This is a genomic window from Sphingobium agri, assembly GCF_023051225.1.
Taxonomy (GTDB): Bacteria; Pseudomonadota; Alphaproteobacteria; order Sphingomonadales; family Sphingomonadaceae; genus Sphingobium; species Sphingobium agri.
Genome location: NZ_JALKHS010000003.1, coordinates 14,234 through 27,104 on the forward strand (window position 1 = coordinate 14,234; position 12,871 = coordinate 27,104).

The window sequence follows — 12,871 nt, forward strand, 5'->3', positions numbered from 1 at the left end:
TCGTCTTCAGCCTGCGGTCTGGGCACCATCCACCGGCAGCGCTATGCCGCTGACGGTGCGGGCGTCCGCCGAGCCCAGATAGGCGATGGCACCGGCGACTTCGTCGGCCTCGATCAAATCACCCATCTTTGAAGCGTTGCGCATCAGGAGCGATATATCGACGCCTTCGGGGAGGATGCCGGTGGTCATGGGTGTCCTCACGCCGGTGGGGCAGATCGCATTCACGCGCACGCCCGCGCTCGCATATTCGATAGCCAGCGACTTGGTCAGACCGATGACCCCATGCTTTGCCGCGCAATAGGCGGTGGTGTAGGCGATCCCCACCAATCCGGCTGCCGAGCTGATATTGACGATGTTGCCTTTCGTGGCGACCAGATGCGGCATCGCCGATTGGCACAGGTAGAAGATGCTGGAGAGGTTGACCCGCATCATTCTTTCCCATCGCTCTTCGCTGAACATCGGCAGCGGCCCCCAATCCATGATCCCGGCGACGTTGCAAAGCATGTCGATCCGTCCCGCCTTTTCGGCGGCAGTGGCGATGAAAGTGCGACAGGAGGCGGGATCACCAGCATCGAAGCCGATCACTAGCGGCGTGAACTGCGTATCCAGAGAGTCCGCCAAGGACCGAGCGCCCGCCTCATTGATGTCGCCCAGCACGAGCTGCGCGCCCTCCGCAGCCAGCCGCTGCGCGGTCGCCCTGCCGATCCCTGATGCAGCGCCGGTGACGATGACCAGCTTGTCGCGATAGCGCATTTTCTCTCCTTGAAATCCTTATCTTTGTCCGTCCGCCCGGGCCTAGTTTGATCGGCCCGAGAATGGCCTGCTTCCAGCCTTCATGTGGCTGGTTCAAAAGCCGACCGCCCTCCACCTCCAAATCAATTAGGCGCCGGGAAAAGCGCTCGTTGCGCGACCCCCTCCATTTCGACGAGGCGGGGGAGTCTCAGCTACGCCATGCTGCGAAAAACCGGCGAAGGACCGGGGTGATGGAGAGAGCAGGATGAGCTTCGTGGGGAAGTCCGCAGTTGTGACCGGAGGAGGCTCCGGGATAGGCGCTTCTGCTGCGATGCGCTTGGCTGCGGAAGGCTGCAAGGTCGCCGTGGTCGACATCCGCATGCAGGATGCGGAGCGGGTCGCGAGCGTGATCGAAGCGCACGGAGGCACCGCCCTTGCGATAGCTGGCGATGTCAGCCGGGAGGCGGACAACGAGCAATTCTTCACCCAAGCCGAAGCCGCGCTCGACGGGCTCGACATGGCCTTCCTCAATGCTGGCGTGATCCAGCGCTATGGCCCGTTCGACCAGATGCCCGTCGAAGAATTCGACCGGATGATCGCCATCAATCTGCGCGGGCCCTATCTTGGCCTGCGGCAGGCGCAACGACGTCTGCGCCCTGGGGGTGCAGTGGTGGTGACCGCCTCGGCTGCCGCGCTCACCGGCTTTTCGGATGCGGCGGGTTATAGCACTGCCAAGCATGGCGTTGTTGGCCTGGTGCGCTCTGCAGCACGCGAATTTGCCAGCCGTGGTCTCAGGGTCAATGCGATTTGCCCGGGCGGGGTGGAGACGCCGATGACCGGAGCGGAGCAGCAGCACAGCATCGTTGCGCCGGATCAATTGGGCACGCCGCCCTATCGCGGCAATCTCACGCCACAGATGGTCGCGGAAGTCGCGCTGTTCCTGCTCAGTCCTGCTGCGGCCGCTCTGAACGGCCAGGCGCAGCTTGTCGATGCAGCGCTGTTGTCCGCCTTTCCCCCTGCGCTCGAAAACCAGTGAAGCGGAGAAACCAGATCGTGCCGAAAGCCGCCATGGACGCCAAAATCAGCTACGACCCTGCCAATGTCGTCACTTCCGAAGTGGTGGTGATCGAGGCATCGCCCGCTCTGGTGTGGGAAGTCCTCACCGACCTCGATCGGTACGGCGATTGGAATCCCTTTTGCGTCAAGGCCACGTCCACGCTCGAAATGGGCGCGCCAGTCTATATGAGCCTCGTCAATTATCCCAATCCCGGAGCGTTGCTCCAGGGATGCGAATATATATGCGAGCTCCAACCAGAGCGGAGGCTCGCCTGGGAAGCGCGCTGGCATGAGAATTGGCCCTATGCCGCCCGTCGCGACCAGTTCATCGATCCGATGGCCAACGGCCACTGCCGCTATTGGTCGACCGACGCATTCCTTGGTGAAAACGGCGTCCATGTCATGCGCTTTTGCGGACCCTGGGTAAAACGGGCGTTCGACGACACCGCCCATGCGTTGAAGGCCCGAGCTGAAGCCCTGCACGCCGAAAGGATAGGGCGCTGATGTCCGGGCGGCTTGCGAGCAGGCCAGCAATGTGCGTTTCATCAGGAGGCGAGGACCGAAATACTGCGCGGGGCTTCCTGGGCTGGCGCATGGTGGCCATCGCGGCGGTCACGCAGAATGTAGCGGTGGGTCTGACCTTCGGCTCCTTTGGAACGCTGGTCCTGGCCATCGAAGAGCGGTTCGCGACGACCCGCACATTGTCCGCGCTTGGTATCTCGCTGGTCATCCTCATCTATTCGCTCAGCGCCCCCCTGATCAGCCCGTTGATCGCGCGGACATCGATCCGGCGGGTCCTGACCACAGGCGCGCTGCTGGGAGCGACGGGCTATTGTCTGCTCCCTCTCGCAGGCAGCATTGGCCAGTTCCTCGGCATCTTTGCGCTGTTGATCTCCCCCGGCTTTCTGCTGCTGGGCGTTATTCCGTCCAACATCTTGGCGAGCAATTGGTTCGTGCTGCAGCAGGGACGGGCCTTGGGCTTCGTGACCATGCCGGTGTTCGTCATGCTGGTGCCGATGATCAGTGCCTGGGGTCTCCATCATTATGGACTGACCGCCGTATTGGTGGGCGTAGGCCTTGCCCATCTGCTTGTCCTGCCACTTATGCCGTTCGTGATCGACCGTCCCGAACAGATCGGTCAGCAGCCCCTTGGCCACGCCGATGGGATCGCGCGCGCAGAAATACAGCAGCTGCTTCCCTGGCGAACACTGCTCGCCCGCCCAGCACTGTGGCTCGTCACGCTGGCAGTCGGCATCGTAGTGGGCGGCGGCGTGCTGAAAGCGGCGCATATGGTGCCGCTCATCATGGGGCAGGGTTGGAGCCTGGAGGAAGCCTCCTTCCTCTTCGCCCTGTCCGGGGGCACCGGTATCGTGGGAGCAATGGCCTTTGGCTGGCTGGCCGACAGATCTGGTCCGGGCAGAGCATTGGCCGCGAACAGTGTGGTGCAGGGATTGGTGTGGTTCATCTTCCTTCAGCCCGCGCCCTATTGGCTGCTGGTCCTGGACGCGGTGGTCGTCGGGGCATGCGGCGGCGGCATCGCCGCGGCCCAGGGGGTGTTGCTCACCAGATTGTTCGGACCACGCAACTTCGCGCAAGTGATGGGCATGGTGACGATGTTCACCGTTCCCTTCACCTTCGGCGCCGCCCCGCTCGCGAGCGCGCTTTTCGATGCGACGCACAGCTACTGGACGCCGATCGCGCTCCAGATCGCGGGCTTCGCTCTCGCCGCCATCATTTTCCTGATCCTGCAGGCCCGCGGCGCTGCACAACTGCCGAATATGGAGAGATAAACGTGATATTGAAGGACAAGGTCGTCATCGTGTCAGGCATTGGGCCTGGCCTGGGACAGGAACTCTCGTCGCTGGCGGCTGCCGAAGGGGCCCATGTCGTGCTGGCCGCGCGTACGCCCTCGAAGCTGGACGCAGCGGAAGCCATGATCCGGGAAGCCGGACATGATGTGCAAGTCCTGAAAGTTCCTACCGACATTTCGAAGCGGGAAGATGTGGAGAGACTGGTCGACGCGACGGTGGAGCGCTTTGGCCGTATCGATGGCCTTATCAACAGTGCCTATATCCCAGGTGCATTTACCGATGTTGTCGATGCTGACCTCGACGAATGGCGGCGGACGTTCGACGTAAATCTGTTTGGCACCGTTGGGCTCTGCCAATCCGTCATTCGGCAAATGCGCCAGACGGGCGGAGGCGCCATTGTCAATGTGAACACGCAGGTGACGCGCAAGCCCTGGGTGCAGCAGGCCGCTTACGCTACGTCCAAAGCGGCGCTCGTCATGGCGACGGTGCAGATGGCGACGGAGGTCGGGCGCTGGAACATCCGCGTCAACTCCACCTTCATGGGTTGGATGTGGGGTCATTCGGTCGAACAGGCGCTCGATTACATGGCAAAGGAAAGTGGCCGGAGCGTCGCTGAACTGAAGGCGGAGCAGGAGCGGGGCATCGCCCTTGGCCGAATGCCGACCGATCGTGAATGCGCGCGGCCGATTATCATGCTGCTGTCTGACTATTGCTCCGTGGTGACGGGCGCCAGCCTCGACATCAACGGCGGCGAATTCATGCCGGGTTGAAGGAGGGGATGTTGGAACTATCCACCATGCGCGTCGCGGACTTCATCGATCCGGGGCAGATCGCCGCGCGCAGCGATGCGACGCGTCCCGTGCCTGCAGCTGGAGAGGTGATCGTTGCTGTCGAAGCCTGCGGCATTTGCGGGTCCGATCTGCACATGTTCCGCAACGGCAGCTACCGCGATCAACTCGTCCGCGCGACGCCAGAGGGCTATCATGTCCCCGGCCACGAATTCGCGGGGACGATAGCCGCCATCGGCGAAGGCGTGGTGGGATGGTCAGTCGGTGAGCGCGTGGTCGGCGTAACGGGTCTGGGCGGCGGCATGGCCGATTATGTGGCTGTGCCCGTCAACCCATTTCAGCTGGTGCGCATGCCAGAAGGCGTGGACATGATTGAGGCGGCTACCACCGAACAATTGGCCGACGGCCTCCAGATGGTGCGCAAGGCCGCGATCAAGCCAGGCGAGCATGTGGTCATCTTCGGTGTCGGCATCATCGGGCTGAGCGTCATCCAGGCCATTCGGGCGCGCGGGATAGAGGCTGGGCAAGTCATCGCGGTCGACGTTCATCAGGCACGACTGGAGGCCGCTCTGGCGCAGGGCGCGACTGCCGTGGTCAACGCCCGCGACGGGGACGTCTTCGATCAGGTGGCGGCAATCACCGGCACGGAAGAAGGCTATCAGGGCAAGTCCGCACGGATCGGCGCGGTGATCGATTGCGCGGGCTACATCAAGCATATGCCCGGTCCTCCGCCGCTGGAAACCGCTCTGCGCCTCATAGACTTGGACGGAGGAAGGATCGTTTGCTTTGGCGCCTATGAGGATAGGATGACGATCGACTTTGGTCCGATGATACAGAAGCAGCCGACGATTATGGGATCGAACGGCTATGCGGCCGAGGAGCTGGTCGAAGCCTTGGCCTATATGGCTGAGCGCAAGGTCGATCGTGCGTCTCTCATTTCCCACCGTTTCCCGATCTCGCAAGCCCCCCAGGCCTTCGCCGCTCAATGTGCGCCGGAAGCCATAAAGGTGATGCTGACGATGGAAAGGAACTGACGAGGTGGAAGCGTTCGACGAGGAAGTGGACGTCCTGATCGTGGGTTCGGGGGCTGCGGCGCTGACCGCTGCCATTGTCGCCGCAGACAATCGCGCGAAGGTGGCGCTCATAGAGAAGGGCGATCAATTTGGCGGGACCTCTGCCACGTCGGGTGGCGTAATCTGGATTCCTGCCAGCCATCTTGCCAAGGCCGCAGGCGCCGATGACAGCCCGGAAGAAGCCGCAAGCTACATAACGGCATTGGCAGGCGACGATGCCGAGCCGGAGCGCATCAGCGCCTTTGTCGAAAACGCCCCGCGCATGCTGGCCTATATGCAGGAGCGGACGGAGGTCCGCTACGCCTCTATTCCCTACACCGACTATCATGCCGAACTGCCGGGCGGAAAGATGGGCTGGCGCAGCCATGACCCTCAGCCCATAGACGGGCGGCGACTGGGCGCGGATCTTGCGCGGCTGCGTCCGACCCATCCTGCGGGCATGCTGTTCGGCCGGATCAGCTGGACGGCGGCAGAAGCAGCACCGATGATAACGCGCATGCCCGGTTGGCAAAAAATGCTGAGCCGCGCGCTTTGGCGGCATTATTCCGATGTCGGACAGCGCCTCCGCTCCACGCGCAGCCGGTTTCTGACTTCCGGCAATGCCCTGCTTGCGCGGCTGAAGCTCTCGCTGGATGATCGTCAGGTGGAGATACGCTATCGTCACGCGCTCATCTCCCTGATTGAGCGGAATGGCCGTGTACAAGGTGCGGTGGTGCAAACGCCAGCAGGAACCCGCCGGATCGCCGCGCGGCAAGCTGTCATATTGGCGGCGGGCGGCTTTGAACGTGATACGGACATGCGGCGGCGCTACCTGACCGGATCGGCCAATCCGGAATGGTCCGGCAGCCAGAACGGCAACACAGGCGATGCGATCCGTGCCGCCCAAGCTGTAGGCGGAGCCACGCGGCGGATGGATTCGGCTTGGTGGGCACCGACGATCAAGGTTCCCGGCGAGGATCGCGCCCGACCTCTCTTCTTCGAGCGCTCGCTGCCCGGATCCCTCATTGTCGATGCCAAGGGCCGCCGCTTCCTCAACGAAGCAGCTTCATACCACAAGGCAGGCGAAGCCATGCGCGATGCGGGCGGAGGGCAGGCCTGGGTGATTTTGGATGCACGGTTCAAATGGCGCTACCCGATGGGACCGTTGATGCCGATGATCCCCAGCTGGATGCATCCAAAGGCTGTACGGCGCATATTGCGCAAGGCGAGCAGCATAAGGAAACTCGCTGTGCAGATCGGGGTCAGCCCGGACGTGCTGGAGAAAAGCGTTGCCCGCTTCAACCATCATGCCAGCCGTGGAGAAGACCCGGATTTCAGCCGCGGTCAGCAACCCTATGACCGCTACTATGGCGATCCGAAGGTGAGCCCCAATCCTAACTTGTTGCCGCTGGAAAAGGCGCCCTTTTATGCTTTGCCCGTCAATGCGGGGGACATCGGCACCAATGGTGGGCTTGCGACGGATGGGAACGGCCGGGTCGTGGATGACATGGGGTCGCCGATCGAGGGCCTTTATGCCGTCGGCAACAGTGCGGCGTCGGTGACCGGGCGCTCCTACCCGGGTGCCGGGTCAACGATTGGGCCAGCCATGACCTTTGGCTACATCGCCGCGCGGCATGCCACGGGTGCGAACTAGCGGGCTTCTGCTTTGCTGCGGCCTTTGTCCATCGGCTTCCCTTGAATTGATCAATTAGCCTGTCCGCCTCTTTGCTACATCGAAAAAAGGAGAGGGTGAATGACCAGCAGCGCAAATCGCGATCTGTTCGTAACAATGTTGACGGCGCTGGGCCGAAAGGACTTTGATGAAGTCGAACGCTGCCTGGCCGAGGATATCCTGTTTGAATGGCCATTTCCCGTCATGGATGGCTTCCCAGTGGAGCATCGCGGCGCACGCTGGTTCCTGGAAGCCATGCAAGCGAGCTGGCGCGACTTTGACGACTATGCCTATCGCATAGAAATCATCCATGACCTGGTTGGAGATGACCAGCTGATCGCCGAATACAGCTCGCACAGCCGGTATATCCCTACCGGCGCCCCATATTCCAATCGCTACATCAGCGTTTTCGATTTTGCTGGCGGGCGGATCACCCGTTGGCGGGAATATGTAAACCCACGCGTCGTCGCCCAAATATTGGGCGAAGGAGCGTCCTGGAGCGAGGACGGCGGAGCACAGCGCCGGGTCTAATCGATTTCGACGTATCCGGGCCGAACGCAAGATGATGTCCTGCATTACACCCCGCGCGTCCCGACTGCCTGGTGGCGGACAGAGGAATAAAGAAAGAGAGTGGATCATGGAAAAGGCAATATTTCCGGAGGGCGCTGCCCTTGTGTTTGGCGGTAGCGGCGGCATTGGCCGCAGCGTTGCGCAGAGTTTCGCGGAAGCTGGGGCTGACGTCGCGATCGGCTACCACAGCAAGGCGGATGCTGCGCAATCGCTTGCCAGTCAAATTGAAGCAATGGGGTGCAAGGTTTCGGTCCATCGCGGCGACGTGCGCGATCAGGCACAGGTAGAGGCCTTGTTCGAGGCAGCTGTAGCCGCGCACGGCCGGGTCCATACCATTGTCTGGGCCGCCGGGCCTCTCGTCGATCAGGTGATGATAGGCGATATGACGCATGAACAATGGCGCCGGGCCATTGATACCGAGGTGCATGGTTTCTTCAACGCCGTGCAGGCTGCGCTGCCGCATTTCCGCGCGCGTGGCGGCGGCTCCTTCGTAACGCTTGGGTCCGCTGGCCATATGCACTGGCCGGAAAAGGATGGTCTGTCCGTCGCGCCGAAGGCGAGCAATGAGTCGCTGGTGCGCGGCATCGCCAAGGAAGAAGGTCGCAACAACATCCGCGCCAACAGCGTGCTCGTGGGCGTGATCGAAGCGGGCATGTTCCTGGAACTCACCCGCCAGGGCGTCTTCGATACCCAATGGGTCGCCGAGGTGCAGAAGGGCCTGGCGCTCAAACGCTGGGGCCAGCCCGAGGAGATCGGCCACGCTGCCGTATTCCTGGCGTCCAATCGTGCCGCTTATGTGACGGGACAGCAGATTAACGTCTCGGGCGGCTACGGCATCTGACGCGGCAGGAGAGGGATAATCATGGCTTACCGCCACCTCCTCGCGCCCGGACGCATCGGCGCCATGCCGCTGCGCAACCGCATCTTCATGACGCCGATGGGATCGAACCTGGCGGACGAGGATGGCATCACGGGTGACCGGCTGCGCGCTTATTATGAGGCGCGGGCGAAGGGCGGCGCGGCGCTTATCACCATGGGTTCGGTGTCGATCGGCTATCCCGAGGGATCGGGTAACTGGCGGAACGAAGCGATCTCCGACGAGCGGCATGTGCCCGGCGTCAGGGCGCTAGCCGATGCGGTTCATGCGCATGGTGCAAAGCTCGCGATGCAGCTTCAGCATGCGGGGTTGGTCGCCATGAACGACATGCTCGCCGGGCGTCCGATCTGGACGCCCTCCATTCCAGCGGTCGGCAAGAGCGACGGCGACATGATGGAGGGCTTCCTGGAAGATGAGCTGGCGATCTTCACCGCGCCCTTCGCGGCGATGGGGGAACCCAATTACAAGGTGATGACGGCGCAGGATATCGAGCAGCTGGTGCAGATGTTCGCTCGCGCTGCCGAACGGGCGAAGCGGGCGGGGGTGGATGCGGTGGAAATCCATGCGGGGCATGGATATCTGATCTCGTCATTTCTGAACCCATTAATAAATCAACGAAAAGACGAATATGGCGGGTCGATCGAGAACCGATCCCGTCTTCTTTGTGAGATCATTCATGGGATCAGGTCCGCCGTGGGTCCCGACATGCCGATCTGGCCGCGTCTCGACAGCCAGCATTTCCTGATCGACGGCGGCATCACCGTCGAAGACGCCGCCACCACTGCAAGGCTTGCCCAGGAGGCGGGCGCGGACGCCATTCATGTGTCCGCTGACGGGCACCCCGGGCGCGGCCTGACCTATTCGACCGGCCACGCCACCGACATCCGCAACGGCTTCGTCGAGGCGGCTGCGAGGATCAAGGCGCGGGTGGACATCCCCGTCATCTGCCCGGGACGGATCGAGCCCAGGGATGCCGACCGCTTCATCGCGGCGGGAAAGCTTGATTTCGTGACGATGGGCCGCAAGCTGCTGGCCGACCCCGCATTACCCAACAAGCTGAAGGCCGGAAAACCCGACGCGGTGCGGCCTTGCGTCTATTGCTATACCTGCATCAGCCAGATTTTCTTCAGCCGCCCGGTCAAGTGCGCGGTCAACCCGGAGACAGGGTTCGAACGGGAAAGGGCGCTGCATCCTACGGCCCACGCTCAGCACATCGCTGTTATCGGCGGCGGTCCCGCAGGCATGGAAGCCGCGCGGAGAGCGGCGGCAAGCGGCCACCGCGTGACCTTGATCGAGGCAACCGGCGGGCTCGGCGGAACAGCGCGCTTTGCTTCGATCGCCTATGCGCCCAATCAGGGCATCGTCGACTGGCTGAAGCGCGAGATAGCAGCGCAGCCCAATGTCACCATCCGCCTCAACACACGGGCCACGCCTGAACTGCTGAGGGAAATCGCGCCCGACGAGGTGATCGTCGCGACCGGCGCGCGGCGCGAACTGCCGCCTATCCCGGGCGCCGACCGCGACAATGTATTCAGTGGCGACGAGATGCGCAGCCTGATGCTGGCACAGGATCTTGGCCAGCTGAACGGCAAGATCGACGGCAAGACTCGCCTGATGATGCGCGCGGGCAAAGTGACCGGCCTCACCGCTCGTCCCGGCTTCGTCCGCGCGGCCAGCGACTTCTGGATGCCTTTTGGCAAGCAGGTCGTCATCATCGGGGGCGAACTGGTCGGCCTGGAACTGGCGGAGTTCCTGGCCAAGCGCGATCGCCGGATCGTCGTGATCGACGAAGCCTCCCGCATGGGCGCAGGGCTTCAGGTGGTGCGGCGGTGGCGTGTGCTTGATGAATTGAAGCACCTGAACGTCAAGCTGCTGCCCGGTGTCACCGACATCGCCATCGGCGAACGCACCGTCAGCTATGTGAACGGATTTGGCCAGCGCCGGACCGTGGGCGCGGACCAGGTCATCATCGCGAAGGGCGCGCAGGGCGATGCGCGGCTGGCGGACATTTTGCGCGATGCTGGTTTTCAGGTGCGCAGCATCGGCGACGCCAATGGCGTCGGCTATATCGAAGGCGCGATGCAGGATGCGGCGGATGCCGTCGCCGCGATCGGATGAAGGGAGGCGGCATGTTCGATTTCACAGGGCGTCATGTGCTTGTCACCGGCGGGAGCAGCGGCATCGGCGCGGTCATTGCGAGTGCCTTCATGGAGGCCGGTGCGCGGGTGATCATCACGGGCACGCGAGAAGCGGTCGAACCGCAGTTGATCCCTGCCGGCGCAGAATATCACAGCCTCCGCCTGGAGGATCGGGACAGCGTCCACGGACTCGCAAACAGCCTCGGCAAGCTCGACATATTAGTGAACAATGCGGGCGGAACTTCGATGCCGGAGGATTTCGACGCTGCGATAGACGCCAACCTGAAGGGGGTGCATGCCCTGACCAGCGCTTGCATGCCCCTGCTGGAGCAGAGCGATCATGAAGGCGGCGCGGCGGTGGTGATGATCGCATCGATGATGGCGATATTCGGCAATTCCATGTTTCCCGGCTACAGCGCCGCCAAGGCTGGGATGCTGCTACTGACCAAATCGCTGGCACAGCAATGGGGCGGCAAAGGGGTTCGCATCAATGCGCTGGCGCCCGGCCCTGTTCGCACGCGCATGACCGAGCGTTATGCCGACGATCCTGTTTATGGCCCGGCGACCGCGCAGCGCATGGCGCTTGGCCGTTGGGGAGAGCCCAAGGACATCGCTGGTCCCGCATTGTTCCTGGCCAGCCCCGCGGCGGCATTCATTACCGGAGAATGTCTGGTGGTGAGCGGTGGCTACATGATCGCAGAGGCGTAAGGGCCGCTCGGCTGCTGCGCAATTGGCAACATCTGTTCAAGCCTCTACCATGCTGGAAACGGCCGCACAGGGCCGGTGCGGGAGAGGCACGAAGATGACTGACGATGCGAGCAGGCGGATCGAATTTTCGCGCCTGATGCTGGCCCTGAACCAGGGGCTGCTGGGCGATGACCCGTGGCGCGAATTTCTGTTGATGCTGCGCGACCAGACCAATGCCCGTTACGGAACGCTGATCCTGACGCCGCCGGATCTTTCGCTCACCACGATGATCACGCCGACTGCGACCAGCGAGTCCATACAGCGCTATCTGGACCGCTATCTGGAAATCGATCCGTTCGTGAACCTGCCCGAGGGCAAGGTCATGACGCTGTATGAATATGTGGGAGAGGCGGCGCTCAAGAACTCCGCCTATTACAAGGAATGGATTGAATCCATGGACGGGTCCCATGTGCTGGGCGTCGACCTGCGCATGAGCGGCGGGTTCGAAGCGCGCCTGCGCCTGACCCGTGCTCCGGGCGGCGATCCCTTCAATCGCGAGGAAACCAGCCGGGTAGAGGAAATCGTCCCGCATCTGCGGCAGGCGATCGAATTATTTCAGAGACTGGAAACATCCAGATCCGAACAGGCCGTGATGATCGGCGCGATCGAACAGTTCGCCGTCGGCACCGTCATCCTGGACCATGATCTGAAGGTGTTGAAGGTGAACGAGGTTGCGGCATCAATCCTGGCGGATGGCGACGGCATCGGGCTGGTGGGAGGCCGTGTCGCCCTTACCAACCCATCCCGCGACGCCGAATTCCGCAAGAGGCTGAAGGCGGCCGCGTCGGAATGCGGCAACGGGGGAGGCCGTTTCGTTTTCCTGGCGGAGCGTCCTTCCGGTCATCGCGACATCGGCATGGTCGTGCAACCGGTGCAGATCCCCGGTTTCATGCATACCGGCAGTTCGCCTGCCCTCGCGCTGTTCCTGGGCGACCCGGAGCGGCAGTGCGTCGTTACAGCAGATGCCGTGCGCAAGCTCTTCAATTTTACACCGACCGAGGCGTCGATTTCCGCATCGCTCGCAAATGGTGTGTCAGTCATCGATACCGCGCATCGGCTGGGCATCGCTGAAAACACGGTACGATCACATCTGCGGTCAATCTTCGCCAAAACGGGGGTCGCCCGACAATCGCAGCTTGTTCACCTGATCCACACCAGCATGCCGGAACTGACGCTGCCGCGTGGCTGATCTCTTCGATTTGACTTAATCGATATGGAGGTGTCGTCCCTCCCTTAGCTGCGCGATGCTCCTCGAGACGATCTGCTGAAGGCAGACGCGATGACGAGGAGAGGATGGGCTGCCACAAGGCGCCTCATGGCCAACGCGAATAGGGTCGGATTGCGATCCTCGCGAATGCGCGCCATGCGGATCAGCCGGGCAGCCCTAGCCACTCCCTCCGTTCGCGACGCAGCCAGTCATGCCTTCGT

At 62.5% G+C, this 12,871-nt stretch carries 12 protein-coding genes; 11 read left to right on the forward strand and 1 reads right to left on the reverse strand.

Annotated features, from left to right (window positions below; genetic code table 11):
• Window positions 1–6 precede the first annotated feature (6 nt).
• Window positions 7–753 (reverse strand): SDR family NAD(P)-dependent oxidoreductase, encoded by a 747-nt coding sequence (locus MU848_RS00710; protein ID WP_247229544.1) that lies wholly within the window; start codon window positions 751–753, stop codon window positions 7–9.
• A gap of 244 nt (window positions 754–997) precedes the next feature.
• On the opposite strand from MU848_RS00710, the gene MU848_RS00715 reads away from it, so the two are divergent.
• From MU848_RS00715 to MU848_RS00765, 11 genes are all read left to right on the forward strand, one after another.
• Window positions 998–1,768: an SDR family NAD(P)-dependent oxidoreductase gene (locus tag MU848_RS00715; RefSeq protein ID WP_247229546.1), complete on the forward strand. Its 771-nt coding sequence runs from the start codon at window positions 998–1,000 to the stop codon at window positions 1,766–1,768.
• On the forward strand, window positions 1,765–2,292 hold the full coding sequence (locus tag MU848_RS00720; RefSeq protein ID WP_247229548.1) for an SRPBCC domain-containing protein: 528 nt from the start codon (window positions 1,765–1,767) through the stop codon (window positions 2,290–2,292). The genes MU848_RS00715 and MU848_RS00720 overlap by 4 nt, the downstream gene beginning before the upstream one ends.
• Window positions 2,292–3,578, forward strand: a complete 1,287-nt coding sequence (locus MU848_RS00725; protein WP_247229550.1) for an MFS transporter — start codon at window positions 2,292–2,294, stop codon at window positions 3,576–3,578. Before MU848_RS00720 ends, MU848_RS00725 begins: the two co-directional genes overlap by 1 nt.
• Before the next feature lie 2 nt (window positions 3,579–3,580).
• Window positions 3,581–4,369 (forward strand): SDR family oxidoreductase, encoded by a 789-nt coding sequence (locus MU848_RS00730; RefSeq protein WP_247229552.1) that lies wholly within the window; start codon window positions 3,581–3,583, stop codon window positions 4,367–4,369.
• An 8-nt stretch (window positions 4,370–4,377) separates the two neighbouring features.
• Window positions 4,378–5,421, forward strand: coding sequence for a zinc-dependent alcohol dehydrogenase (locus tag MU848_RS00735; protein ID WP_247229554.1), 1,044 nt, complete (start codon window positions 4,378–4,380; stop codon window positions 5,419–5,421).
• Between the two features lie 4 nt (window positions 5,422–5,425).
• A complete protein-coding gene (locus MU848_RS00740) occupies window positions 5,426–7,093 on the forward strand; it encodes an FAD-dependent oxidoreductase (RefSeq protein ID WP_247229556.1) in 1,668 nt (555 codons plus the stop codon).
• 99 nt (window positions 7,094–7,192) lie between these two features.
• A complete protein-coding gene (locus tag MU848_RS00745; protein ID WP_247229558.1) occupies window positions 7,193–7,642 on the forward strand; it encodes a nuclear transport factor 2 family protein in 450 nt (149 codons plus the stop codon).
• 106 nt (window positions 7,643–7,748) lie between these two features.
• Window positions 7,749–8,522 carry an SDR family NAD(P)-dependent oxidoreductase gene (locus MU848_RS00750; protein WP_247229560.1) on the forward strand — a complete coding sequence of 258 codons (774 nt, stop codon included), beginning with the start codon at window positions 7,749–7,751 and terminating at the stop codon, window positions 8,520–8,522.
• Window positions 8,523–8,543: 21 nt separating this feature from the next.
• The gene (locus tag MU848_RS00755) at window positions 8,544–10,676 is read left to right on the forward strand and encodes an oxidoreductase (RefSeq protein WP_247229562.1); all 2,133 of its coding nucleotides are present in this window, start codon (window positions 8,544–8,546) and stop codon (window positions 10,674–10,676) included.
• A gap of 11 nt (window positions 10,677–10,687) precedes the next feature.
• Complete coding sequence (locus tag MU848_RS00760; protein ID WP_236575228.1) at window positions 10,688–11,404, forward strand: SDR family NAD(P)-dependent oxidoreductase; 717 nt, start codon at window positions 10,688–10,690, stop codon at window positions 11,402–11,404.
• A 94-nt stretch (window positions 11,405–11,498) separates the two neighbouring features.
• Entirely contained in the window at window positions 11,499–12,632 is a 1,134-nt protein-coding gene (locus MU848_RS00765) for a helix-turn-helix transcriptional regulator (protein WP_247229564.1), read from the forward strand.
• Window positions 12,633–12,871 lie beyond the last annotated feature (239 nt).